This window comes from Clostridium sp. LS (genome assembly GCF_002760435.1).
Taxonomy (GTDB): Bacteria; Bacillota; Clostridia; order Clostridiales; family Clostridiaceae; genus Clostridium.
In genome coordinates, this window is sequence record NZ_AUUU01000013.1 from 33814 (window position 1) to 60576 (window position 26763).

A 26763-nucleotide genomic window follows, 5' to 3' on the forward strand; every position below is an offset into this window, starting at 1 on the left:
TTAATTATATTATGAGAAGGTTTTATAAAATGCATTTGGGAGGATTATATGTTCAATGTATTTAGAAAATTACATAGAAACAAAATGGAGAATTTAGAAGAGTTTACTGGTGAAAGAATGTCATTAGCACATGGGCAATATATTAAAGCCCTTGTAAAAAGAGCCGGAGAGATAGATAAAGATAGAAAGATATTTGGCGTAAGCAAACACCAATATGAGTTAAATCCTGTATTATCAATAGATAAGATACATAAATTCGAAAGTGAGTACAATATAAAATTACCAGAAGAATATGTATTTTTTCTAACAATAGTTGGTAATGGGGGTGCTGGTCCTTATTATGGGCTGTATATGCTTGAAAACACTGTTAAATATAATGAATATAAGGATTTTATAAGCACCTCAGCGTTTATAAATAATGAACTTACAAAAGAAACATGGAAGAGTACCATGGATAAACTGGAAGAAGCTAATGATGCAGAGTACGATGAAATCATGAGACAGGTATATGGAGGACTAATGATAATTGGTACTCAAGGGTGTACCTATGATAATTTATTAATGGTCAATGGTTCTGAAAAAGGTAAAATTGTTTATATTGACTGGAATTTAGAGCCGGAAAATGGTCCATATCTTACACAGATGACATTTTTAGAATGGTATGAGAACTATTTTAAAGAAATTATTTATGGAAATAGTGTAAAATCATATGGTTATATTAAACTTGGAAAAGAAGAAGAGTTAATAAATGAATATGAGAATGCACAGATGGAAAATAAGAGGGATATATTGATAAGTTTTTTTAGATTTTCTAAGCTAAAGAGTGATACAGTAGAATTTCTGAAATACAGAGATGAGAAATTTTTGGATCATTTAAGGGTTGAATTATTATTTAAACATAATAAGAAGGCAGGAATGGAAATGTTTGATTCTCTAGTTAAAGGAGAGAATTTAGAAGGTGCAGTTTTATGTGCAAGGAGAATGCCTGATGAGCTAAAAGATAACTATTATATGGAAATGGTCAAGCTGTTATATAATAAAGAACTCAAGGAAAAGGAACGGATAATTTTCTTTTTGACAGACTGTAAATCTATTTCCGGAAAAGATTTAATTTCTTTTGCAACAGATGAAACCATTGAGGAAGAAGAGCGAAGAACAGCTATTTGGGCAATCAGCAAAGCTAATGACAAAATGGATTATATAGAGCAATTTATTTCATGGATGCACTGTGATTCATACTGGATAGCACACGCTGCACTGCAAGGGATGGCTAAAGAGAAAAATGAGAAATTGCTGGAAGCATATAAATGGATGTGGGAAAAGTATAAAAATGATTCGACAATGCGTTCAAATTTAGAGATTGCATTTAAAAATAATTGGATTGATATTAAGAAAAAAATATGAGCATAATGACTGGGAGAAATGTTCGGTACATATAATGTGGTTATATCAGTTTATTGAAAAGATATAAATAATAATTTGTGGGGGTAAAATATGTTTAAGTTAGGGAAATTAACGTTTTATGTGGAGAATGCGACATTTGGTGGGAGTTTTATGGATTCAGCCATGAGTAGAAGAATGCAAAGTACTGGAAAGGAAGAATTCCATTGGTTTATAGAAATAGATATGAAAGCAGGAGATTTTGTAACAGAATTGGATGAGGAAGAATTGATAGACTTAGAAGACGATGAAGAAATTTTTTATGAATCGGTTTCACCTCGTTTATATCATAACAACGGTTTTATCCTAAATATAAAATCATGGAAAGATATAGAAGGACTTTCTCTAACATGGGATTCTCAATATAATGCAAACGGTGAAGAGGCAGGAACATTGTATGTTTTTGAACATGAGGATGTAACTAGTGGAACAATAAAATTTTTAAAAAGAAATGCAAATAAATTCCTAGTTCAATGGACAGGAAATGCAAATGTGTATTGGAATGATGAATACGGGGAAGATGTTCCATTTTCTTTTGAAGGAGAAGTAGAATTTAGTGGAGTTAGTGCTTATTGTGATGATATATCAACTTTAGATGAATTAAAAATAGTAATGAGAAACTTTGTGAACTTAGATGAATATAAATGTATTTTCAATGATACACATAATATTAATACAGGTATTTCTTACACATGGAGATTTCTCCCTAAAAGTATAGATGAATGATACATAGTTGAGTAATATAAATCCCGATTTGTAAAAAAATTTAAATTTGACGGTGGTAGTTTTAATGGATGAAATTTTGAAAAAGCGTCTTGAATATTTAAAAGAAAAACAGAAGCAGGAGCAAAATAAAAGATTAATGATGGAAGAAAAGACAAGATTAATTTCTAACATTGATGATTTTGAGCAAAATTATAGATTTGCAAACGGCAAAGAAACATATGAAATTAATTTATTTATTAGCGCACTACCAGCTATTTCACCTACTAGATTGGACTTTGAAAAATTGGTTGTTAAGGAACAAGTTGAAAATATATATTTATTACGCCAATATGCAGGACAAAATGTATGGATTTGCTGTATTTGTGGATCAAAGGAACTTATAAATATATATACTTATGGAAAGTTAGATGATTTTATAAACGAATTCTCAGATTGGATTAACGTTAGTGCGTATTTACTAATTATTTTTAGTAATATGCGAGAATTTATTTTTATTGATGATGATGAAAATATTATTAAATCATCAATATTATAAAATGAGTAGAATTTTGTATTGTTAAATTTCAATTTGGAGATTGCCATAATAAATAGTAAATTGTAGGGAAGGTAAATATGAATAGAAAAGAATTGATTGAACAGAAAAAGAAACAATTGTATTTTAAAAAGTTAATGGAATCCATGAATGCTATAACTACTATAAAAATTTATGAATCTGGAGTTGAGAGAGATTTTTATAAAAGCATTATTTCTTCCTACCGTGAATTGTGGAGAAAAAGTAAGTGGGAGGCATGCAGTAAATTAACATGAAAGGCCAATGATAATCAATGTTGTAAATGGATTATAGATGAAGCAGAATTAACAAGGGAAAAAGAATATATCTTTAGTAATGATGGATATTATGAAGGTTATGCTAAGATCATTCTTAATGATTTATGTGAATCAGTACTTCAATTATGGAATCATAGCTGGAAAATTAATGATTTAAAGGGTTCTCTCCAATGTGGCTTCTGTAAAGGATTTTGTTTAATTGACTTAGTAGATAAAAAAGTAATTGATGTTACTTTAGTGAGTGATGACGAATATAATTACCAGCTTTGGCAGTGGCATTATTGATAATTATTCCTTTGAAATTAAATAAAGTAATATTTATATAGTGTAGTGTGATAAGTAAGGTTTGAATATAAAGATATTACTGATGAAAAGCACACATTAGTTAAGTTATTTTATGAATTACGAAAAGAATGTTTTAAATCACATTTAAGCAGTAATTTAATGCACAATAGTCTTTTGTTACATGAAAAAGAGGTATATTAAAATGAGCGTAGATAGAAATATAAGTATAAGGTTATTAACAAATTTAGATAACTTTTCAGATATTATTATGATTCTTATTAAAGAAGGGTTTAGTTTTAGCGAGAATGGAAAGATAGTATCCTTATCTGAAGATGATACAGATGATTTTAATTATATGGAATTCGATTCCTTTAGCGATGTGACAGAAATTTTTTATAATAGAGAGAAAAAAGGATATATCAACTATATTGTTATTTGGGACAATAATCTTAATGAGAGTTTCCTTGTCAGTTGTACAACGTTAGAAAAAATATATGGTAGGTATAAAAATCATTATGAGGTTAATTTTAATATTGGACATGGGATAAGAATAAAAGGTGCTGATAGATTTACTGATTTTGGAATTTATCTAAATAAGTTAATACCGATATTCGTTAAAAACACCATATGTATTTGTGAGATTAATTGCAGTGACTGTGATTGTTGATATTTTTTAATAAGAAAAACTATCCAAATTAAAATTGAAGATTATTTATATTTTTGGAGGTAAATATGGAAAAAGTATTTTTTTAATACAATCCAAATGTATGGGATATGAATGTATTTTCTAAAAGTGTTAATGGACAAACATTAACTTGCCAATGTTGCAAGAAAAAAAACGGGTGTTATTTAGAAATGATGTATTGCGAAGAAGATATTGTATGTATTTGTCCAGAATGTGTTTCCTCTGGTAAGGCAGCAGAAAAATTTAATGGTACATTTATTCAAGATGCAGAATTCGATAAGGTAGATAGTTTAGAGAAAATAGATGAATTAATGAAGCGAACACCAGGTTACATTAGTTGGCAAGGAGAGCATTGGCTGGCATGTTGTAATGATTTTTGTCAATACATTGGAGAAGTTGGCGTTGATGATTTGAAAAAGATGGGGATTGCGGAACAAGTGATTTCTGATTATGAGAGGGATAATCCAGATAGTTACTATGAAGATTGTATGGAATACCTAGGTAATGGAATAATGCAAGGTTATCTATTTAAGTGCTTAGAATGTGGCAAGTATCGTCTATGGGTAGACTCTGATTAGGAAATGTTCTATTTAGTGATTATAGTGAAGTATTCTGGCATACTGATTTAGATAAAGGAACGTGAAAATAATGAGCAGAGGATTAGAAGTGGTATATAAATTATTAAAAATCGAAAATAGTAAGGCTATTTATGCTTATTCAGGTGATAATTTTAGTTATCCATTTGATAAAGAATTAGCACGTTCATATGATGGGCGGATAGAAGTATCACTATCAGCATTTGAAAATATACACGATTATGATCTATTTGAAAAAGGCAAAGTAAAAATTATAGAAGAATGTTTTTATGCTGAAAAAAATACATTTGGAATTGATATTTTAGCAATTAGGACTATTAGCCATATATTAAGAAAGTATAGAGAAACTTCTGAAATACCTAAAGAAGGACATTGGATTATATGACTATATTTGAAATGGCAATAACTGTTTTAGCGTTGCTTTATCACGATAAAAAGAAATGAAACTATTTACAATTTTATCTTTTATTAAGTATAAGGTTATTAATAGTTTGTGAGGTGATAAAATACTTAAGGAGTAATGTACTATGAAAATTAGAAAATATTTTATAAATAATTACATAATTGCTATACTGAGTTTAGTTATTATGTATGGATTTTTGGGCTATATGTTCCTTATTACTAAGCAATATTTAGGCTTATTTGTATTATTCATAATAGCAGTAATAGTATTAAATAGAAGAATAGTCCTTTATGAAGATAAAATAAAAATAATTCAAGGTTATAAAAAAATAGAAATAGAATTTGATTTCATAAAGAGTTTAAGAATTGGTGATTATAAACCGAAATTTTCAAAAGTTAGTATATCTGCTATATATGTCAAAATGAAAGACAATAAGATAAAGATATTTTATTATGCATCTTATTCAAGAGAATCTATGAATGAAATAATTGGATATGCTTTGAAAAAGAATAATATGATTAAATTTGATTCCAACATTAATGAATTAATTAGAAATAAAGAAAGTGAATATGATATTAAAAACCAAAAAAAAGAAAAACAGACATTTATTCTAATGATAGTTGCTATAATGATAGCCATAATATATTTTAAATTAGGTAAGTGACAAGTTTTTATCTAAAATCAAAGAGTGTTTAATATGTAATTTTCATATTGTCAAGTAGAGAAAATTTATTGGTAATATGTATTATTTTATAGCAAAATGATAAATATTTATATAAACTTAATAAACATAGGAGCCACGTATTCATGCAGTTATTAAATAGCTGCATATTTTTTTCCCTAAAATAAAAAGGCAGTAACCAAAGTTACCAGCAGTCCATTTTGCAATTTAATTTTAACTTATTCATTATTTGATTATGACAAGGATGTTGCCAGAAATAATTGTGTAATAGAAAAATGCCAATCTGGTGCAACTCAACTATACTTAAACTTAAAGCCAACCCAGCAGATATTACGCTTCGTACTAATATTGAGCTCCAAGTTATTAATTAATTAGGTAATGAATATTTCTGGAATGAAAATGATAATAGGTTAAACCCAAAAATTGAATATAAATTAATTGAATTAATACATGAGGTTTATGATCCAATAGAAATACAAATATGAAGGCATGATTTTATGACTGAAATTATGCCTGTCGATAGAATAAAAGAAAAATAGAATTATAAAATTTAATGTTTTTATGTAGAATTAAGCTTCATATAATTGGAGTTAAAACATCTATAGAAATATGGGTGTTTTTTTCGTTTTAGCAGAAAAAAATTGTGCAACAGGACTTAAAGTACAAATTAAAAATGTGAATTTATTAATAAAAAACTATGTGTAAAAATGGTGTAAAATAATAAAAAACACCAACAATTTAGCTCTCTAAATGCTGATGTTTACTATAATGGTGACCCCTAGGGGAATCGAACCCCTGATTCCACCGTGAGAGGGTGGCGTCTTGACCGCTTGACCAAGGGGCCTTGCAACAAATATGATTTTACTCTTATTTTTTTATTATGTCAATAACTATTTGGATTTATACGTAATTAAGGAAAAAGTTAGATTACCGGTGTTGAATTATGTAAAATTTTTTTAGTGATTTATTGTACAAATCATAATTTTCTAAATATTTAAAAAACACTCTTGTATTTCGGCGAAAATCTGGTAAACTATAAGATAGTTAGTAATTTAAACAGAGGTGTATATTATTTAACGGTATACTCATCGCTCCTCTAGTGTGACTAAGTCATGCAAAATTACGACTCCTTTTTAATATTTTGTGGGATATCCATTGAGATTTTAACTGTTAATAACAGTTAAATTTTGATGGGTATTATTTTTTATAAATAAAAAAGAGATATATCAAAATAAAATCTGATATATCCCTTTTAAAAGTAATGATAATTAAAAATTTATTATACCGGTATTTAAAATAAAAATTTTAACGGAATGATGAGAATATAGCTGCAAGCATTGTTCCTAAGAAAAGTACATCTAAAACAACTAATATTACTGTAACTATAAATGCAACAAATCCAGCTCTGCTCCAAGTACTTTGAACTAATAAAAATTCTTGTGCACTTGAATAATTTCCGTTTTTCCACGCCCATTCATTACCTTTTGCACCACAAACAAATACCCATATTATGTTAAAAAGTGGTATAAGGCATAGAAGTGGTAGGTAGCTTTTATTTCCTATTCCCCAAAAAATGTTGAACATGAATGCTCCCCAGTTCCATTTTCTTATTTCTTGTGGTACTACTTGTGGAGAAACATTAGTTACTGTATTTTCCATATTATTTACCTCCTTAAAATAGAAATCATTAATATTTTAACCTATTGTGGAAAAAATAGCAATAAATTTTAAAATGGAAAAATCTAATATGGAAATATACATGTAAATATTATTTTATTAGCTATATTTATGTTATACCTCTGAAATCCAATCTAGTACAGCAGGATTTGCACATGCTGAAGTTTTTGCATCAACTTTTGTTACAAAAATAATATCGCCTCCATTAGCAACAGAGTTTACTTCATCAAAAATTTCTTCTGCAGATAAGGAATCCGTTTTTACAAAAAATCCTTCGGGCATAAATTGAGCCCAAGCACCTAAAGATTTAATTTTACTAATTAGATTATTTTCTCCATTTACATGTTCGTGTGCGTGATTCACACCGCATGAACAATTTTCTTTATCATCCTCATGATGATGACCGTGGGTATCGCTTAAAAAATAAGTAATCATATAGACTGTCATATAATATCGTTCCTTTCAATTTTAATATATCTTAAGTTTATATTTTTATATTTAAATTATACATTAATATTGTTTATTGTAAATTATGTTTATGTTAATAAAATTTAGCAAGGGAATTCAAATAATAAGTAGAATAGTATAAATATAGACTAAAAATATAAACTAAGAATAATTAGAAAACTAAAAATGTTATTTAGTTTTGAATAAGATTCTAACTTTAGTATCTAAAAAATGGGAGGCGATTTTTATTATGAATTATGATGTAATAATAGTAGGAGCAGGACCAGCAGGAATATTTACTGCATATGAACTAAATAAACATAAGCCACAAGCTAAAATTCTCTTAATCGAAGAGGGGAGAAGGATAGAAAATAGAAAGTGCCCCAAGGAAAAGACAAAGGAATGTGTGTCTTGCAAACCATACTGTAATATAACTACAGGTTTTTCAGGAGCAGGAGCCTTTTCAGATGGTAAATTATCTTTAAGCCACGAAGTAGGAGGCGATTTGCCGGATATGATTGGCAGCGACAAGGTTCAAGAATTCATAGATTACACAGATTCAATTTATTTGAGCTTTGGAGCTGATACAAGAGTTGAGGGTTTAGGAAATAGTGAAGGTGTTAAAGAAATAAGAAGAAAGGCAATACAAGCAGGATTAAAGTTAGTTGATTGTCCTATAAGACATTTAGGTACTGAAAAGGCACAAGAAATATATCTTAAGATTCAAAGACATTTATTAGATAATAGAATTGAGATTAAATTTGAAACAACAGTTAAAGATTTTTTGATTAAAGATAACGAAGTTTATGGTGTAATAATTTCAGATTCTTCAAAACTTGAAAAGTGTGAAGAAGTTTATGGGGCTAAGGTAGTTGTAGCCACAGGTAGAAAAGGTGCTGATTGGCTTAAAGAAATGTGCGTAGAACATAATATTGAACATACAGCAGGACCAGTAGATATAGGAGTTAGGGTCGAGCTTAGAAATGAGGTAATGGAAAGCGTAAATAATGTGCTTTATGAATCTAAACTTATAGGATATCCAGCACCCTTTAAGAATAAGGTTAGAACCTTTTGTCAAAATCCAGGTGGTTTTGTGAGTCAGGAGAATTATGATAATAATTTAGCAATAGTTAATGGACATTCTTATAAAAATAAGAAGTCGGATAATACTAATTTAGCTATATTGAGCTCCCATAATTTTTCTAAACCATTCAATGAGCCTATTGAGTATGGAAGGAAAGTAGCTGAGCTTGTAAATATGCTAGGTAATGGTAGAATATTAGTGCAAAGATACGGTGATATTTTAGATGGTAAGAGGACTTGGGAAAAGGAACTTTATCAATCAAATGTTAGGCATACTCTTGTAGATGCAGAGGCAGGGGATTTAACATCTGCAATTCCCTATAGAACAATGACTAATATACTTAAATTTATTGAAGCTTTAGATATAGTAGTTCCAGGCTTTGCAAGTCCAGAAACTTTATTATATGGTCCGGAAATTAAATTTTATAGTAATAGAATCATCTTAGATAAAAACTTTGAAACTAATATTAAAGGGCTTCATTGTTTAGGTGATTCAAGCGGTTGGACAAGAGGATTAATGATGGCATCAGCTATGGGGGCTATTATGGGAAGAATGCTATAGAAGCCATAGGATATAGGACTTTGAACATTAAATAATATATATGATAAGCATGTTTATATAGAATGGGTTGATAATAAAAGTAAAACAGCTAACTAATTTTGATATTAATGATATAACTCCATTTGATTATAAAGAACTACCAGAGGAAATTGTTGAAGGATACACCTCTTTATAAGAACATATATGAAATTCCAATGCGCATATAATAATAAAAGAGTGGCTTACATAGATCGTAGGTCACTCTTTTTATATATTATAAGCTAGAAAATATAAATTATTCGATTTTAAATTTTAGGTAACATGACTTGATATAGAGCATATACATAATATGAAAAAATAATTTATTAAAGGTGATATATAAATACTATAGGTACAGTAGAGCTGCATATGCAAAGTTCACCATGTGATAGTTATGTACTTAGGCTGGAGAAGTTATTGTTAGGAGGAAAAGATATTGGATTTTACGCAATATATAACTCAAAATGCTTTGATTTTAGTTCCAACTTTATATGTTTTAGGAATGCTCCTTAAGAGTACAGATGAAATTAAAGATAAATATATACCAATCATATTATTAGCAGCTGGTATTATAGGAGCTATTTGTCTTCTAGGTTTTAGTGTGCAGTCAGTTATTCAAGGAATACTGGTAACTGGTGCAGCAGTTTATACAAACCAATTGATTAAGCAGACCACAAAAGATGAATAAAATCAATTATTATCTTTTTAGTTGAATAAAATATAATAGTCCGATATAATTTAAAAGACAATAGGTAATGATTTTTAGGTTCTTAAAAGTTTGACCTTTTAAGATTAAAAGGGAAAGTAGTGAAAGTCTACTACAGCCCCCGCTACTGTAATGGAAGACTAACCTCTAAGGTATATAGAAATAAAAAGTGCTGCTAAGCAAATAGACAAACTTTTTATTATATACTAAAAATCCACTGAGAAATTATTCTTGGGAAGGAAGAGCGTTAGGGTGACGCCAGAGTCAGGAGACCTGCCTAAAGATTTTGACTGAGCTGTCCTTCGGAGGGAAGGTGAATAGCAAATAATAGGATGCATGTTTAATTAGGCATTTGTATTTCGTTATGCGATTCCTCCTTATCTTAAATTAGATAATGAGGATTTTATTTTTAGCTGCAATTTTAGGAGGAGAATACATGAAAAAGGCTATTTTAGTAGTTAGTTTTGGAACAAGTCATTTAGAAGCACTTAAAAACTCAATTGAGAAAATTGAAAATAAAATAAAAGATGAATTTAAGGAGTATGAAGTATTTAGAGCTTTTACTGCTCATTTTATCATAAGAAAATTAAATAAGCAGTATAACTTAAATATACTTACTCCGGAAGAGGCTTTAGAGGATTTAAAAATTAAAGGCTTTGAGGAAGTTATAATTCAACCTCTTCACCTTATTCCGGGAGAAGAATTTGACTATATTAAAGGGATTGCTCTGCAGAGGGAGGGTGATTTCAGGACTATAAAACTTGGAAGGCCAATATTTTTCTATCAAGGGATGAATGGACTTCCAGAAGATTATTCTTTATTTATTGAAAGTATTAAAGATTTATTAGTAAATGAGGAAAGTATAATATTATTTGGACATGGTACAGAACATCCATCTAATGCGGTTTATGGAATGCTTCAAACTGTTTTAATAGATGAAGGATATGAAAATGTGTTTGTAGCGACAGCAGAAGGATATCCAACAGTTGAAAATGTAGTGAAAAAGTTAAAGAATAAAGGAATAAATAAAACTAAATTAGCTCCTTTATTACTAGTAGCAGGCGATCATGCTCAAAATGATATGGCATCAGATGATGAGGATTCCTTAAAAAGTATTCTTCAAAGGGAAGGGATAGAAGTAAAGTTACATATGCATGGTCTTGGTGAACTTGATAGCTTTGATAAACTTTATATTAACAGAATCTATGATTTAATCGAAAATAGATATATAAATGCAGGAAGGACAAAAAAACTAAGATAATTACGCATTTTTTATTTATGATCCAATTATAGAAATTGTAGATTAAAAAAGTTATTATTAATTTTATGTACATAGAGAGGAAAGTTATATGAAATCTATAATTATATCTTCAAATTGCAGTGGCGGCGGTAAAACCACCTTTACTCTTGGACTTATGAAAGTCTTGAAAGATAGGAAACTAGATGTTCAAGGTTATAAGGTTGGACCAGATTATATTGATACGGCATTTCACAAAGAAGTAACAAAAAAAGCTTCAAGAAATCTTGATCCATTTTTGATGGGAGAAGATGGTATGAAAAAAAGTTTTCTTAAAGGCAGCGGAGATATAGGTATAATTGAAGGTGTTATGGGGCTGTATGATGGGATTGGAGCAAGTGAAAAAGCATCAACCTATGAAATTTCAAAAATATTAGGTAATATGCCTATTATATTAGTGTTGTCTCCTAAAGGTCAAAGTGTAAGTATATGTGCTGAAATTAATGGTTTTAAAAATTATAGAAATGCAAATATTGTAGGAGTTGTATTAAATGCAGTTAGTGAAAAATACTATAATTTATTAAAATATGCAATTGAGAAAAACTGCAATATAAAAGTATTTGGATATATTCCTAAAAATTCTGAGATAGTATTAAGCAGCAGGCATTTGGGACTTGTACAAAGCATGGAGATACTTAATCTTGAGGAAAAAATAGAGATATGCAAAAAGCTAATTGAAGAATATATAGATGTAGATTCCATTATAAATGAAATGCAGAAATTTAAGGAAGAAAGCAATGGCTATGAAGGTAGATTAGTTAAGAAGTCTTTGAGAATTGGAGTTGCTTTGGATAAGGCATTTAGCTTTTATTATAAAGATAATTTAGAGCTATTAGAAAAGTTTGGGGAAATAATTTATTTTAGTCCGATAAATGATAAGTTATTGCCAGATAATTTAGATTTTCTATATATTGGCGGAGGATATCCAGAGATTTTTAAAAACGAGTTAGAAGATAATTATTCTATGAGAAACAGCATAAGAGAGGCTTTAGATAAGGGATTAAAATGCTATGCCGAATGCGGTGGATTAATGTATTTGACAAAGTCAATTGATACTGCTCAAATGGTTGGTTTTTTTGATGGTGAAACAGTCATGACTAATAAGCTTCAAAACTTTGGCTATTGCACAGTTAAAATAAATAACAAGTGTTTTTATGATAAGCTTAATAAAAGAGAAGATATTGAAATAAATGCCCATGAGTTTCATAAATCATTAGCTAACATAAACGAAGAAAAAGTGTACGAAGTTGAAAAAACTTTATATAATGGGGAAGTAATAAGCTGGAAGTGCGGATATTATAAGAAAAACACATTAGGCGCATATGCTCACGTAAATTTTCAGGGAAATGAAAAATTTTTAGAATTACTAATTAATTTATAGATTAAAGAAAAAAGGGATGATGGAAAGATGGATTATTTAAAAAATCCTATGGGAATTGAAGAAAAGAGTTTTGAGATTATTGGAAATGAGATGGGTCCACATTCATTTACAGATGAAGAGCTCCTTATAGTGAAAAGAACTATTCATACAACTGCTGATTTTGAATACAAAGATTTGGTGGAAATAAGTGAGACTGCTATTGAAACTGCAAAAAATCTTTTTATGAAAGGTACTAAGATCTACACTGATACTAATATGGCTTTAAATGGTATCAATAAGATGGCTTTGGCTAAAACTAAAAGTAAAGTGATTTGTTATGTTAATGAAGAAATTGTACATAAGGAAGCTAAGGAAAAAAGTATAACTAGAAGCATGGCTGCTGTTGAAAAAGCATGTAGTGATAAGGTAGATATTTTTGTTTTTGGTAATGCGCCGACTGCACTTTTTAGGTTAAAAGAATTAATCAAAGAAGGTAAAGCGAATCCGAAATTAATCATTGCAGTACCTGTAGGTTTTGTCGGAGCAGCGGAAAGCAAAGAAAATATGGATAAACTTAATATACCTTATATAAGAGTTAAGGGCAGAAAAGGCGGAAGTACTGTAGCTGCGGCTATAATAAACGCTTTAATGTATATGGTAGTTGAAAGATAAGTTAGAGGTGTTTTATGGAGAATAACTCAAATAATCAATTTAAAATTTGGTATTTTAAGATTAAGGCGCTAGCAAAAAAGATGAAAAAGGAAGTTGGAGCTTTATATTTAGCATCTAAGCGCAAAGATGTGCCGTTTACTGCTAAAATAATTTCGATTTTAGCAGTAGGTTATGCATTAAGTCCAATAGATTTAATACCGGATTTCATTCCTATTTTAGGTTATATTGATGATTTGATTTTAGTTCCAATTGGTATCTATTTTGCAATAAAATTAATTCCTAATAGCATTATGGAAGAATGCAGGCAGCAAGCAGAAAGTACTTTCAGTAAAGATAAATTTAAAAACTGGATAGCTGGAGGAATTATTATATGTATTTGGATTATAGCAATAGCTTATATAATAATGAAAATTATTTATTAAAAAAGTAACAAATGAAAGGTTGAATAGAAGGAATTTCAAGATTCTAATACATACATTCAATTGTGATTCCAGCCTTAACTTTTCACTTGACACTTATAACTTATAATTAGATAAATTTGGAGGTGATTTTTATATTTGAGATGTATATTGAAACTAATGGACAAAAATTGAGATGTGGATATACAACTGGTTCTTGTAGTGCAGGAGCTGCAAAAGCTGCAACCATGCTTTTATTTAATAAAGATGATACATTAAAAGAAATAGAAATATCAACTCCCAAGGGGATTAACATAACAATGCCTATAAAATCTATAGATAAATTTGATGATTATGTAGAATGTACTATTATAAAAGATGGCGGAGATGATCCTGATGCTACTCATGGGGCAGAAATAAAGGCAAGGGTCAGAAAGATTGCCGGAAACTTTAATCAAGAAATAGATGAAGATATGGTAATCCTAAAAGGGGGAATTGGAGTAGGCATAGTTACTAAAGACGGACTTTTTGTTCCAAAAGGGCAGCCAGCAATTAACCCAGTTCCAAGAAAAATGATTAAGGATGAGGTCATGAAGATTTTGCCTAGTGGCGAGAAGGTTGAGGTAACAATTTCAGTACCTAAAGGAGAAGAAATCGCAAAAAAAACCTTTAATCCTAGACTTGGAATAGAAGGTGGAATATCTATACTTGGAACTACAGGAATAGTTTATCCAATGTCGGAAGATTCTCTTAAAGCCTCAGTGAAATTAGAAATTACCCAAAAAGCATTAAATAATGAAAGATTAGTTTTAACTTTTGGGAATTTAGGCGATAATTACTGTAAGGAGTTTGGATTTAAGGAAGAGGAAATTGTAATATGTTCAAATTATATTGGATTAGCTTTAGAAACCTGTGTAAGCTGTAAAGTTAAGTCAATTATAATGGCAGGGCATATAGGTAAAATGAGTAAAATTGCATATGGTTGTTTCAATACTCATAGCAGAGTAAATGGAGTAAGGCTTGAAGTTATTGCTCTAGAGCTGGCACTGCTTGGATATGATATTTCCCTTGTTCAGGAAGTTCTTAAGGAAAAAACCTGTGAAGGTGCAGTTAAAATGCTTGGATGTGGTTATAATGAATTGTATGAGAATATTGGAACGAAAATTATTCAAAAAATAAGTGAGTACGTTTATGGTGAATTAAATGTTGATGTAATCATGTATTATGGGGCATCAAAGCCTATTCTACTTTGGAAATCAGAAGGGGTAATATAGATGATTTATATTGTAGGACTTGGACCTGGCCATAGAGATTATATTATGCCAAAGGCTGTAGAAATGCTAAGAAAATCGGACATAGTTTTAGGATTTAAAAGAGCATTGGATTCTTTAGATTTTGTAGATAATAAAAAAATGTACATAAATAAATTAAGTGACATTGATGAATTCTTAAATGATGAAAAAAATAAGGATATAAATGTTTCTGTTGTTGCGTCTGGAGATCCAACTTTTTATGGAATAACTAATTATATTAACAATAAAACAAATTTAAACATTAAAGTAATTCCTGGAATTAGTTCTTTTCAGTACTTAACCTGTAAACTTAACCTGTCTTGGAGTAATGCATATTTAAGCAGCCTTCATGGAAGAAAAGAAGAATTTTTAGATGCAATTAATATACATAAATTGAGTATTTGGCTTACTGACAAAGAAAATAACCCAGCAATATTATGCAAAATACTCCATGAAAATAATATAAACTGCAAAGTGATAGTTGGTGAAAATTTATCTTATGAAGATGAAATAATAACTGAAGGAAGCCCAATAGAATTTTTGAATCAAAATTTTAGTCCACTAAGTGTTTTTATAGTTGAAAAGATAATTTAAAATAGAAGGAGGTTAATTTCATGGTTTTTATAAAAGATGAAGAATTCATTAGAGGACAATGCCCAATGACAAAAGAAGAAATAAGAATCCTCTCAATAGCTAAAATGAACATAAAAGAAAATTCTTTAGTTTTAGATGTAGGAAGCGGAACAGGTAGTATTACTGTTCAAGCTGCTAAAATTGCAGAAAAAGGAAAAGTATTATCTATTGAGAAGGATCTAGAGGCTTACGAAGTTACTAAAAGTAATTTAGATAAGTTTCAATGTGAGAATGTAAAAATAATAAACAGTGAAGCAGGGCAAGTTCTTGATAAATTAATTTCAGATGATGTGAAATTTAATTCAATCTTCATTGGTGGAAGCGGGGGGCATTTAGAAGAACTATTACTTAAGGCAAATGCAGTTCTCCACAAGAATGGGACTATGGTCATGAATTTCATTACTTTAGATAATGCATTTAGGGCAATTGAAGTTGTTAAAAATTTAAATTATAAATATGAAATTTCATTAGTAAATATAAGTAAAAACCGTGAAAATACCTTAATGATGATAGCAAATAATCCGATTTACATAATTCAATGTACACGTAAATAACTTAAAAGAATTGAATTAATATAAAATAATAAAATATATTTTTAAGTAACTAAAATTTGAATAGTATTGTAGATTAAATTTTTGATTAGTTACTTTGGAGGAGAGGAATTAAATAAATGGCAACATTATACGGCATAGGGGTAGGACCTGGAGAAGCAGAACTACTAACAGTTAAGGCAGTTAAGACAATAGAAAAATGTCAGGTTATAGTTGCACCATGTGCAACTGAAGGCGGGGAGAGCATTGCCCTCGAAACTGCAAAAGAGTACATAAAACAGGGGACTGAAGTTATTGTAAAGCATTTTCCAATGGGAAAGAAAGATCGAGTAGCAAAGGCATTAGAGGCTTATGAATTTATAGAAGCAAGACTTAGAGAAGGAAAAGATGTCGCATTCTTAACTATAGGAGATCCTTATATTTATAGCACATACAGCCACATGTTAAAGCATGTCAGAGAATGTGGATTTGAAGTACAAACAATTCCGGGAATAACTTCTTTTTGTGCGGCTGCAAGCTTAGTTAACAAAACTTTAGTTGTTGGAGATGAAAAGTTAGTAGTTATGCCAGCAATTAAAGTAAAAGAAATTACTGATGAAAAATATGTTGTAATTATGAAAGTATACAAGCATGAAGAGGAAGTGCTTAATACTTTAGAAGAAAAAGGCTTCGATTATGTTTATGCAAGCAGAGTTGGAAGAGAAGGAGAAACAGTCTTGACTGAAAGAGAAGAAATATTGAAACTTAGAGATTATATGTCTTTAATCATTGCAAGCAGAGAATGAAAAGATTTCTAAAAGGATCAAAAAATAGAATTAAGTATTAGAAAACGGTAAATACTATATTGACTTACAAAAGATATAAAGTTTTTGAGTAAATAAAAGGAGCGTATTTAGAAATGAAAGTCTCTATTGAAAAAGTATTTACCAAGTTAGAAAAATTAGAACTTTTCGCATTAGTGTTTATTGGTCAAATAATAGTATTTTTTGTTATTAATCAGCCAAATTTAAGACGTATGAATTTAATGCAATTTTTGAATAACTATAATTTTTGTAATTTTGTTATTATGACTATAATATTTATTATTACCATTTCTAAAATAGTAGATCTTAAACAAGAAAAAGGTAAATCCATATTTGGATTTAAATTTAGTAATTATAAAGAATCAATTTATTTATACAAATTTCTTTATGTATTGAAATTAACGTTTTTTTCTTCTTGTGTTACATTTTTGGAATTATTAATTTTAGTTCGTGAAATTGGTTTTGTAAATTATTCAAATATACTTTTGTTAAAACAAAGTTTTTATCCATTAGTTGGTTATTTACCATTTTTAGTTTTGCAATTTTCAATTTCTATGCTTATTAACAAAAAAACTGTTTCTTTTGCAAGTGGTATTACAGGATATTTCTTAGGAGTTTTGGGTTCGGTTGGTATTTCTTTTAAATTTGGCATTTTTAATTTGTGGGCTTATCCTTTCTACACATCACCTGTAATAACAGATAGTATTTATGGTTTTTCTGTTGAAAATAGCAGAAGTGCAGCATTAATATTTTTGAGTATAATTCTTGCAGCTATTATGATTTTTATATCGCTGCACTTTTGCAAAAAAGTAGAAATTACTGTAAGTTAAAACAAATTGATTTAATTTTAAAGGAGTGTTGAAATATGATATATTTTATAGGGGCAGGTCCAGGAGCTGCTGATTTAATCACAGTTAGGGGACGCGATTTATTAGAAAGGGCAGATGTTGTAATATATGCTGGTTCGTTAGTTTCAAAAGAACATTTAGAATATTGCAGGCCTGATGTTCAAATATATAATTCTGCTAATATGACATTGGAAGACGTTATGGAGATTATGACAATGGAAGAGCGAATGGGAAAACTTGTTGTAAGACTTCATACTGGTGATCCATCTATTTATGGAGCTATAAGAGAACAAATGATTGAACTTGATAGAGTAAGTATACCTTACGAAGTTGTACCAGGGGTTAGCTCATTTACTGGAGCAGCTGCTGCAATAAATAGAGAATTTACTTTGCCAGGTGTATCTCAGACTGTTATTTTAACAAGAATAGAAGGAAGAACGCCAGTTCCAGCAAATGAAGATTTAGAAGTTTTAGCATCTATTGGAGCATCAATGGCTATATTTTTATCTATATCTATGATTGATAAAGTTGTTGAAAAGCTGAAAAAAGGTTACAAAAAGAATGTGCCAATAGCTGTAGTTGAAAGAGCAACCTGGCCTGATGAAAGAATAATACTGGGCCATTTGGATGATATTGCTGAAAAAGTTAAAGAAAATAATATAACTAAATGTGCTCAAATATTAGTTGGAGATTTTATCGATAGTGATTTTGAAAAGAGTTTGCTATATGATAAGAGTTTTTCACATATGTTTAGGGATGCTGAGGATTTAAAATAATGAATTTAGATAACTCTTTCAGAGAAGAATTCAATAAAGATTCTAATATAAGTATAATTTGCCCATCTCCTAAAGGCAGAGAAATAGCATATAAACTTCAAAAATACTTTAATGCAAAACTTTATATAAAAAATAGTGAAAGCTATTCGTTTAATAATGAGTTTAAATTAAATGAAATTACAAAAGAAGCTATGAGTAACTCAAAAGGAATAATATTTATATCTTCAACAGGAATAGCTGTAAGAGCAATAGCTCCTTTTTTGCAGGGAAAAGATAAAGATCCAGGAGTAGTTGCTGTTGATTTATCATGTAAATATTCAATTAATATTTTAAGCGGGCACTTAGGTAGAGGAAATGAACTTACACTTAAGGCAGCAGAAATTTTGAACGCTACACCTATTATAACTACGGCAAGTGATAACTTAGGTATAACTGCACCAGATATTTTAGCCCAAAAAAATAATCTAATAATTGAAGATTTGAAGAAGGCAAAATATATAGCATCTTTATTAATTAACAATAAATTAGTTGGACTGAAGGATGATTATAATTTAATCAAGGTTAGTAGAGGCTATGAGAAAGCTCTAGAATTAAGAGAAGATTGCATTTGGATAACTCATAATTTAAAATTTAAAAATAATAATAAATTAGATTATTCAAAGATATTAAGGCTTATTAAAAAAGATTTGATTTTAGGCATAGGATGCAGGAAAGGTACAACCTTTGAAAAATTAAATGATTTTATAAGTAATAGTTTGAAAAAATATAATCTGGATGTAAATGCTGTAAATACTATAGTTTCAGTAGATGTTAAAGCAAATGAGGAAGGAATTATTAGATTAGCAGAACATCTAGAATGTTCTTTTAAAACCTTCAGCAGGGAAGAAATAAAAACTGTTCAGGATAAATACGAAAAAAGTGAATTTGTCGAAAAAACTCTTGGAATAACTGGAGTTTGTGAACCTTGTATAGATCTTGCAGGAGCAAAGGTTATTGTAAATAAAATAAAGTATGAAGGAATAACTTTGGCAATAGGAGTTTTAAGTAAGTAACATAAATTCACAATTGTAGTATCATATACTAGGGGGAATATGTTATAATATGGGTGTACTTATGTAAAATAATTCACTATAATTTTAGTTGCATAATATGAGGGGAGCGTGAGTATTAATGACAATTTTAGAAATGCTAAACAGGATTAATAAAAGCAATAATTGTATGGCTAAAGCGTTAGAAATTGTTAGAGACAATTTCATAAGTTTAGTTAATGATAATTATGAATTAGCAATTAATGAGGACGGAGAGCTGAATGTTAAAACTCCTAGCTTGGAAAAAAGAGATGAGTTTATATATAAAAGTATAGGAGAATATGAATATCCTTTAGTTATGTGTATGAGGATACCAGATACAAAGAATGTTGATAAGTATAACTTTATTTTAACAAAGTTTATGGAGATGTATAAGGACAAGCTTGATTTGTTTTTTAAAGATGTAAATACAATAGAAAAATTAAAGGAGAACATAGTAAAAACAAAGGCTCGAATTGATTATTTAACATATGCTTCGATTTTTTCAGGAGTTCTTGGTGCAATATTATTATGCATAATTGATTTTTCTCAAACAGCAAAATCAGTGCTGATTTTAGGAATTATATTATTTTTTATTTTTTCTTTGGTAACTCAAATGACTAAGGAAAATCAAGTCAAGAAAGTAGTTGATGCGTATCTTAGTGTGATAAAGACAGAGTGGTACAGAAAAGAATTGTCAAAAGAATACGCATTCCTATGTAACTTTATAGGATAGACTATCATTTGGTATAAAGCCAAAAGGAATTCCTAAAGGACCTATCTTTGATTTAGAGGGTCCTTTTATCATGTTTAAGTTTAGTTAAAATTTGACGATAACTTGTTTGTGATATAAACTTTATATATGAATTTCTATGAGGAAAGCTTATCAAAATAAAAAAGTTATAAAGGATATATAGATTTAATATGTCTGATTCCTAAATTTAAGGAGGAATTTAATTTCAAATGGCGACAATAAAAGAAATTGCTTCAATAGCAGAAGTTTCTATTTCAACAGTTTCTAGAGTACTGAATTTTGATGAAACACTAAACGTAAGTGATGCAACAAGAGAAAAAATACTTAGAATTGCAGATGAACTTGACTACGTATCTTCTAAGACGAAAAAAGCAAAAAATAAAAAGAGCAAAGATATTGGGATTATATATTGGTATAATTATGAAGAAGAATTAGGAGATCCATATTATCTATCAATAAGGTTAGCGGCTGAAAAGAAGTGCAATGACAATAACTTTAATCTAATAAAGCTAAATGAGAATAGTGATATAGATGATATTAAGAGTGTTAGTGGAATTATTGCAATTGGAAGATTTTCTGCTAGTACTGTAGAAAAATTGTCTAGTGCCAATGAAAATATAGTGTTTGTAGATTTTTCCCCTAATGAAAATCGATTTGATTCTGTAAAGGCAGATTTAGGAAAAGCTACAATTGAAATTTTAGATTATTTATACGAATTAGGTCATAGAAAAATAGGTTTTATAGGTGGAAAGAAATTAGAGACAATAGATTATAAAGATAAAAACCTCGATGAAAGAAACATTAAATATAAAGAATTCATGGAAAGTAAAGGTATTTATAATTCCAAATACATATTCGAGACAGAAAAGTTTAGTTTTAAGGCTGGATATAATCTTATGAAAGAAGCTCTAAGATCTAAAAATAAGATAACTGCATTTTTTATTGGTAATGATACTATGGCTGTAGGTGCATATAAGGCAGTTTCAGAAGAAGGATTATCTATACCGGAAGATATAAGCATAATTGGTTTTAATGATCAGCCTAGTGCTAAATACATGATACCAGCATTGACAACGATTAGAATACCAAGTGAATACTTAGGAAAGGCAGCTGTTGATTTATTACTTGAAAATTTAAATGGAACTAGAGAATATAACAAAAAAGTAATAATACCAACAGAATTCAAAATACGCGAAAGCTGCAGAAAAATATAAATATACACATTTACCATGGCTTAAGTATATATCAACCAAAATGAGATACATGTTTACATGTTTGTTTCGCAGGACTATGAAAATATCGCTGAAAGCACTAAACAAGAGGTTGCACCCACTTATTAAGTGCTTTTAACAGCTCATTTTCAAATGTCTATTTCACAAACATTTATCTGAGTTCTGTGTTTGGATAAGCATCTAAGTTTAGCATATGTTGTATATTTATTGTATGCTGAAAATATTAGTGATAAATTTATTTGTTAATAGGTTAATATATACCCATACTTAAAGAGAAGGTACTCTTTTACGTAGCGTTGCATTGAAAAAATAGCTGCAGATATTTCTTAAGTAAAAGTTGTTCCATATATGCTTGTCATTAGCTTGCCTAAGGAACAAGCATATATGGTACAACTTTTACTTTTAGAAATTCGCAGCTATTTTTTCTAGCAACCGAGTAACAGAGTACCTTCTCTTTCGGTTGAGTATTTATAACCTTAATCAATTTTTCGCACAGATGATGATTCTACGAATACGAATTTATCTGGTCTGTGACGGGATTCGGTGTATTCGAATAGTTTCCCTGAGTCTGTATAGGCATATGTTTTCACAACAGCAACACAATCGTATGTACCTAAGTCTAAAAATCTTTTATCAAGTTCTGTTGCATGTTCAACGACAATTACTTTTTTTGAAGCTAGTATTTTTGTATGTAGTTCTTTTTCTATATATTCATAAATGGATTTTTGTGCAATTTCTATATTTAAATCTTTTACTACATCTGCACTGAAATAATTAATATCGAGAATTATTGGTTCATTATCAAAAAATCTTATCCTATGAAGATGATAGACCTCAGTATCTTGCTTTAGAGCAGTTTTTTTAGTCAAAGATTCATCTATGGCGATTTTTGAGAAATTAACAACACTGGTGGTAAATTTCTTTTTTAGGTGTAGTTCCTGTAAACCTAACAAATTACCAATAGGAAGCTCTATTGATTCACGGCTATCTCTATCTAGGATTATAACCCCCTTGCCTTTAACACTTTTAACATAGCCATCCTTGCTAAGTTCGTTAATAGCTCTTCTTACTGTATTTCTACTACAATCAAACTTTTCAATTAACTCCATTTCAGTAGGAAGCATCATAGAATCATCGTATTTACCATTGTCTATATTATCCTTTAATGCATGATATATATCTTTAAATTTTACGTTCGGCAAAAGTAACACTCCCTTAAATTATCCTTAATGAATATATTATACTTCATTTTCTTAGATAAGTTAACATAATATTGGTAAATGTCTTGAAAATTGTATATGTTTGAAAAAGCTAATAAGAATTCTCTAAAGAGATTTATATTTTCCGGTTAGTTAAATACTAGGATGTTTAGTCTAAGTATTAAAAATATTATCTTTTGTATGGAAAAACAAGAGGTATATGAACAAATATTGCAAATTATAAAATGTGTTTAAACATATTTTATAGTTATTGTATGCAGAAAGAATGTGAATATGACAATGATTTAAAAGAATAATAAAAATTTGTTTAAACAAATTTTAAAAAATATATTGACTAAATGTTTACATTAGATTATGATGTTATTGTAAACATTTAAATATTAAATTTAGTACAAGCATCTGGTTAATGCTAATATTAAATGTTTGTTCAATTGAACTTATATAATAAACAGATCTGTATAACAATTATGAAATTATTTATAAGAAATCAAAAAATCAATGGAGGTTTTATTAATGGGGAAATTTCAAAATGATGCAAAAGAACTACTAAAATTAGTTGGTGGTAAAGAAAATATTTCGGCTGTTACACATTGTGTTACAAGAATGAGATTTGTTTTAAATGATCCTAGCAAGGCTAGTGTGGATGCAATTGAAAAACTAAAAAGTGTTAAAGGTACATTTACACAAGCTGGACAATTTCAAGTTATTATTGGAAATGAAGTATTCGCATTTTATAACGATTTTATAGCAATTTCAGGTATTGATGGAGTAAGTAAAGATGCAGTAAAAGATGTCGCTAAAAATAATATGACTTTTCTGCAAAAACTTATGGCAAATATAGCAGAAATATTCTCACCACTTATTCCTGCTATCATTGTTGGAGGTCTAATTTTAGGTTTTAGAAACATTATTGGTGACATGAAATTATTAGAAGGCGGAACTAAATCGTTAGTTGAAGTATCTCAATTTTGGGCTGGTACAAATAGTTTCTTATGGTTAATTGGAGAAGCAATATTCCACTTCTTGCCAGTAGGTATAACATGGTCAATTACAAAGAAAATGGGGACAACCCAAATTCTAGGTATTGTACTTGGTATTACATTAGTTTCACCACAGTTATTAAATGCTTATGCAGTTGCAGGAACAAGCCCTGATAAAATTCCTTTCTGGGATTTTGGCTTTGCTCAAGTAAGAATGATAGGATATCAAGCTCAAGTTATTCCAGCAATAATGGCAGGTTTCACATTAGTATTCCTAGAAAGAAGTGTTAGAAAAATAAGTCCTGCTTCAATATCAATGATATTAGTACCATTCCTTTCATTAGTGCCAGCAGTTTTAATTGCACATATTGTAATAGGGCCTATAGGCTGGGCAATTGGTTCTGCTATTTCAAAAGTAGTATATGGTGGTTTAACTTCTTCATTTGGAATGATTTTTGCAGCGATTTTTGGATTCCTTTATGCACCACTTGTTATTACTGGACTTCATCACATGACAAATGCAATAGACCTACAATTAATGGCTCAATTTGGAGGAACATCGCTTTGGCCAATGATAGCTTTATCTAATATTGCTCAAGGTTCAGCAGTACTCGCTATGATATATTTACAAAGAAAGAATCAAGAAGCCCAGGAAGTAAATGTACCAGCATGTATATCAGCTTACCTTGGAGTAACTGAACCAGCAATGTTCGGTGTTAATTTAAAACATGGTTTCCCATTCTTCTGTGGAATGACAGGTTCAGCCATAGCTGCAATTATTTCAGTTGGTAGTGGAGTAATGGCTAACTCAATTGGTGTTGGTGGTTTACCTGGTATTTTATCAATTAAACCTGCATTTATGGTGATATTTGCAATAGCAATGCTGGTTGCTGTAGTAGTTCCGTTTGTACTTACAGTAATAGTTGGAAAAAGAAAATCAATTAGCTAGGCGAGAAAGGATATAATATCATGAAGGATTTTAAGAAAAGTACTGTCTATCAAATATATCCTAAGTCGTTTTACGATACTAACGGTGATGGAATTGGAGATTTAAATGGAGTAATAGAGAAACTAGATTATCTAAAAACTTTAGGTATAGATTATATATGGCTTACTCCTTTTTATCCTTCGCCTCAAGTAGATAATGGATATGATATTGCTGATTATTATAATATAGATCCAAGCTTCGGTACCTTGGAGGATTTCGAAAAATTAGTACAAGAAGCCAAGAAAAGAGAAATATATTTAATGTTAGACATGGTTCTTAATCATACATCTACAGAGCATAATTGGTTTAAGAGAGCATTAAATGGTGAAAAGAAATACAAAGATTTTTATATCTTTAAAAAATCAGTTAACCAAGAGTCGCCTACAAATTGGCAATCTAAATTTGGTGGTAATGCATGGGAATATGTAGAGAAATTCGATGAATATTACTTACATCTTTTTGATAGAACTCAAGCCGATTTAAATTGGGACAACGAAGAGGTAAGAAAAGAGATTTACTCTATAGTCAACTTTTGGATAGAAAAGGGAGTAAAAGGATTAAGATTTGATGTGATAAATTTAATATCAAAGCCAGAGAAGTTTGAGAGTGATTTAGAGGGTGATGGAAGAAGATTTTACACTGATGGTCCGAGGATTCATGATTATCTTAGAGAACTTAATGAAAATACCTATGGAAAACAAAAGGATATAGTGACAGTAGGAGAGATGTCTTCAACTTCCCTTGAAAATTGTATAAAATATTCTAATCCTGAGGAGAAGGAATTATCAATGGTATTTAATTTTCATCATTTAAAAGTTGATTACTACAATGGTGATAAATGGACAGTTATGGACTTCGATTTTGTGAGGTTAAAAGAACTTTTTAAAACCTGGCAAGAGGGAATTCAAAATGGAAACGGCTGGAACGCACTTTTTTGGTGTAATCACGACCAGCCAAGAATAGTATCTAGATTTGGTAATGACAAGGAATACTTAAATGAAAGCGCAAAAATGCTTGCAACAACTATCCATATGATGAGGGGAACTCCGTATATTTATCAAGGAGAAGAGTTTGGAATGACTAATCCATACTTTAATTCAATAGATGAGTATAGAGATGTTGAATCAATTAATTACTACAACATCTTAAAGGAACAAGGAAAAGCTGAGGAAGAAATTCTAGAAATCCTAAGAGAAAAATCTAGGGATAATTCAAGAACACCAATCCAATGGAATGCTGAAGAAAATGCCGGATTTACTAAAGGAACGCCATGGATTCCTATTTGTAATAAATATAAGGTGATAAATGCACAAAATGCATTAGAAAATAAAGATTCAATTTTTTTTCACTATGAAAAATTAATACAATTAAGAAAAAATTATGATATAATTTCAGAGGGAAAGATAAAATTTATTCTTGAAGATAATGAAAGAGTATTATCATATGTAAGAACTCTGAATAATAAGACGTTAATTGTAGTAAATAATTTTTTTAGTGAGGAAGTTATGATAGAATTACCAGAGGAGTATTTAAGGAAACCTTTAAATAGTAAAATTTTAATTTCAAATTATAAGAATAGCTGTAATTTGGATAAAAATATAACTTTAAGAGCATATGAATCAATTGTATATTATATAGAAAATTAGAGAAATAGTAGCCCTTTTTATAGAAAAGGGTTACTATTTTTAATTATCTATTATAATATCATACATTTTACTAGTAGTTTTTTTGAAAGAAATCACAAATAAATACAA

Annotated in this window: 27 protein-coding genes, 1 tRNA gene, 1 pseudogene and 1 riboswitch; of the genes and pseudogenes, 25 read left to right on the forward strand and 4 right to left on the reverse strand. The window is 29.4% G+C overall.

Going from position 1 to position 26763, the window contains the following annotated elements; all coding sequences use genetic code 11:
• The first annotated feature begins 48 nt into the window (after nucleotides 1-48).
• The 8 genes and pseudogenes from COL3_RS03455 (at nucleotide 49) to COL3_RS03490 (ending at nucleotide 5627) form a co-directional block, all read left to right on the forward strand.
• Nucleotides 49-1404: an SMI1/KNR4 family protein gene (locus COL3_RS03455; RefSeq protein ID WP_008419332.1), complete on the forward strand. Its 1356-nt coding sequence runs from the start codon at nucleotides 49-51 to the stop codon at nucleotides 1402-1404.
• 90 nt (nucleotides 1405-1494) lie between these two features.
• Nucleotides 1495-2166: a hypothetical protein gene (locus COL3_RS03460; RefSeq protein ID WP_008419331.1), complete on the forward strand. Its 672-nt coding sequence runs from the start codon at nucleotides 1495-1497 to the stop codon at nucleotides 2164-2166.
• 64 nt (nucleotides 2167-2230) lie between these two features.
• Nucleotides 2231-2701: a hypothetical protein gene (locus COL3_RS03465; protein ID WP_008419329.1), complete on the forward strand. Its 471-nt coding sequence runs from the start codon at nucleotides 2231-2233 to the stop codon at nucleotides 2699-2701.
• A gap of 77 nt (nucleotides 2702-2778) precedes the next feature.
• Complete coding sequence (locus tag COL3_RS29210; RefSeq protein WP_008419328.1) at nucleotides 2779-2973, forward strand: hypothetical protein; 195 nt, start codon at nucleotides 2779-2781, stop codon at nucleotides 2971-2973.
• Between the two features lie 508 nt (nucleotides 2974-3481).
• Complete coding sequence (locus COL3_RS03475) at nucleotides 3482-3946, forward strand: hypothetical protein (RefSeq protein ID WP_008419327.1); 465 nt, start codon at nucleotides 3482-3484, stop codon at nucleotides 3944-3946.
• 98 nt (nucleotides 3947-4044) lie between these two features.
• A pseudogene (locus tag COL3_RS03480) lies at nucleotides 4045-4542 on the forward strand (CbrC family protein); the annotation flags it as partial.
• Nucleotides 4543-4612: 70 nt separating this feature from the next.
• Entirely contained in the window at nucleotides 4613-4945 is a 333-nt protein-coding gene (locus COL3_RS03485; protein ID WP_008419325.1) for a hypothetical protein, read from the forward strand.
• A gap of 142 nt (nucleotides 4946-5087) precedes the next feature.
• Nucleotides 5088-5627 (forward strand): hypothetical protein, encoded by a 540-nt coding sequence (locus tag COL3_RS03490; protein ID WP_008419324.1) that lies wholly within the window; start codon nucleotides 5088-5090, stop codon nucleotides 5625-5627.
• A 787-nt stretch (nucleotides 5628-6414) separates the two neighbouring features.
• Here the strand turns inward: COL3_RS03490 and COL3_RS03495 are convergent.
• The 3 genes from COL3_RS03495 to COL3_RS03505 all read right to left on the reverse strand — a co-directional run bounded on the left by COL3_RS03495 (nucleotide 6415) and on the right by COL3_RS03505 (nucleotide 7769).
• Nucleotides 6415-6489, reverse strand: a tRNA-Glu gene (locus COL3_RS03495).
• 461 nt (nucleotides 6490-6950) lie between these two features.
• Entirely contained in the window at nucleotides 6951-7304 is a 354-nt protein-coding gene (locus COL3_RS03500; RefSeq protein ID WP_008419322.1) for a hypothetical protein, read from the reverse strand.
• Nucleotides 7305-7436: 132 nt separating this feature from the next.
• Entirely contained in the window at nucleotides 7437-7769 is a 333-nt protein-coding gene (locus COL3_RS03505; RefSeq protein ID WP_008419320.1) for a hypothetical protein, read from the reverse strand.
• Between the two features lie 250 nt (nucleotides 7770-8019).
• Between COL3_RS03505 and COL3_RS03510 the strand changes: the two genes are divergently transcribed.
• The 15 genes from COL3_RS03510 to COL3_RS03580 all read left to right on the forward strand — a co-directional run bounded on the left by COL3_RS03510 (nucleotide 8020) and on the right by COL3_RS03580 (nucleotide 21803).
• Nucleotides 8020-9414, forward strand: coding sequence for an FAD-dependent protein (locus tag COL3_RS03510; RefSeq protein ID WP_008419317.1), 1395 nt, complete (start codon nucleotides 8020-8022; stop codon nucleotides 9412-9414).
• Nucleotides 9415-9868: 454 nt separating this feature from the next.
• Nucleotides 9869-10120, forward strand: coding sequence for a phage holin family protein (locus tag COL3_RS03515; RefSeq protein WP_008419314.1), 252 nt, complete (start codon nucleotides 9869-9871; stop codon nucleotides 10118-10120).
• A 59-nt stretch (nucleotides 10121-10179) separates the two neighbouring features.
• Nucleotides 10180-10434: riboswitch (cobalamin riboswitch) on the forward strand.
• 140 nt (nucleotides 10435-10574) lie between these two features.
• Nucleotides 10575-11399, forward strand: coding sequence for a sirohydrochlorin cobaltochelatase (locus COL3_RS03520; RefSeq protein ID WP_008419311.1), 825 nt, complete (start codon nucleotides 10575-10577; stop codon nucleotides 11397-11399).
• An 88-nt stretch (nucleotides 11400-11487) separates the two neighbouring features.
• Nucleotides 11488-12816: a cobyrinate a,c-diamide synthase gene (locus COL3_RS03525; RefSeq protein ID WP_008419309.1), complete on the forward strand. Its 1329-nt coding sequence runs from the start codon at nucleotides 11488-11490 to the stop codon at nucleotides 12814-12816.
• Between the two features lie 27 nt (nucleotides 12817-12843).
• A complete protein-coding gene (locus tag COL3_RS03530) occupies nucleotides 12844-13467 on the forward strand; it encodes a precorrin-8X methylmutase (protein ID WP_008419307.1) in 624 nt (207 codons plus the stop codon).
• Nucleotides 13468-13481: 14 nt separating this feature from the next.
• Nucleotides 13482-13889, forward strand: coding sequence for a YkvA family protein (locus COL3_RS03535; protein WP_008419306.1), 408 nt, complete (start codon nucleotides 13482-13484; stop codon nucleotides 13887-13889).
• Nucleotides 13890-14020: 131 nt separating this feature from the next.
• Nucleotides 14021-15139, forward strand: coding sequence for a cobalt-precorrin-5B (C(1))-methyltransferase CbiD (gene cbiD / locus COL3_RS03540; protein WP_035282389.1), 1119 nt, complete (start codon nucleotides 14021-14023; stop codon nucleotides 15137-15139).
• Nucleotides 15140-15751 (forward strand): precorrin-6y C5,15-methyltransferase (decarboxylating) subunit CbiE, encoded by a 612-nt coding sequence (gene cbiE, locus COL3_RS03545; protein ID WP_008419304.1) that lies wholly within the window; start codon nucleotides 15140-15142, stop codon nucleotides 15749-15751. It abuts the gene before it with no gap.
• A gap of 20 nt (nucleotides 15752-15771) precedes the next feature.
• The gene (gene cbiT, locus COL3_RS03550) at nucleotides 15772-16344 is read left to right on the forward strand and encodes a precorrin-6Y C5,15-methyltransferase (decarboxylating) subunit CbiT (RefSeq protein ID WP_008419303.1); all 573 of its coding nucleotides are present in this window, start codon (nucleotides 15772-15774) and stop codon (nucleotides 16342-16344) included.
• A 116-nt stretch (nucleotides 16345-16460) separates the two neighbouring features.
• Nucleotides 16461-17126 carry a cobalt-factor II C(20)-methyltransferase gene (locus tag COL3_RS03555; RefSeq protein ID WP_008419302.1) on the forward strand — a complete coding sequence of 222 codons (666 nt, stop codon included), beginning with the start codon at nucleotides 16461-16463 and terminating at the stop codon, nucleotides 17124-17126.
• A 113-nt stretch (nucleotides 17127-17239) separates the two neighbouring features.
• On the forward strand, nucleotides 17240-17974 hold the full coding sequence (locus COL3_RS03560; RefSeq protein WP_008419301.1) for a hypothetical protein: 735 nt from the start codon (nucleotides 17240-17242) through the stop codon (nucleotides 17972-17974).
• Between the two features lie 35 nt (nucleotides 17975-18009).
• Nucleotides 18010-18768, forward strand: coding sequence for a precorrin-4 C(11)-methyltransferase (cobM, locus tag COL3_RS03565; RefSeq protein WP_008419300.1), 759 nt, complete (start codon nucleotides 18010-18012; stop codon nucleotides 18766-18768).
• Complete coding sequence (gene cbiG, locus COL3_RS03570) at nucleotides 18768-19820, forward strand: cobalt-precorrin 5A hydrolase (protein WP_008419298.1); 1053 nt, start codon at nucleotides 18768-18770, stop codon at nucleotides 19818-19820. Before cobM ends, cbiG begins: the two co-directional genes overlap by 1 nt.
• 118 nt (nucleotides 19821-19938) lie before the next feature.
• Nucleotides 19939-20571: a hypothetical protein gene (locus tag COL3_RS03575; protein WP_008419296.1), complete on the forward strand. Its 633-nt coding sequence runs from the start codon at nucleotides 19939-19941 to the stop codon at nucleotides 20569-20571.
• 227 nt (nucleotides 20572-20798) lie between these two features.
• Entirely contained in the window at nucleotides 20799-21803 is a 1005-nt protein-coding gene (locus COL3_RS03580) for a LacI family DNA-binding transcriptional regulator (protein ID WP_008419294.1), read from the forward strand.
• A 494-nt stretch (nucleotides 21804-22297) separates the two neighbouring features.
• Here COL3_RS03580 and treR read toward each other — a convergent pair whose 3' ends face one another.
• Nucleotides 22298-23023, reverse strand: coding sequence for a trehalose operon repressor (gene treR / locus COL3_RS03585; protein WP_008419293.1), 726 nt, complete (start codon nucleotides 23021-23023; stop codon nucleotides 22298-22300).
• 531 nt (nucleotides 23024-23554) lie between these two features.
• Here treR and treP point away from each other — a divergent pair.
• Complete coding sequence (gene treP, locus COL3_RS03590) at nucleotides 23555-24970, forward strand: PTS system trehalose-specific EIIBC component (RefSeq protein ID WP_008419292.1); 1416 nt, start codon at nucleotides 23555-23557, stop codon at nucleotides 24968-24970.
• 20 nt (nucleotides 24971-24990) lie between these two features.
• The gene (gene treC / locus COL3_RS03595; RefSeq protein ID WP_008419291.1) at nucleotides 24991-26655 is read left to right on the forward strand and encodes an alpha,alpha-phosphotrehalase; all 1665 of its coding nucleotides are present in this window, start codon (nucleotides 24991-24993) and stop codon (nucleotides 26653-26655) included.
• Nucleotides 26656-26763 lie beyond the last annotated feature (108 nt).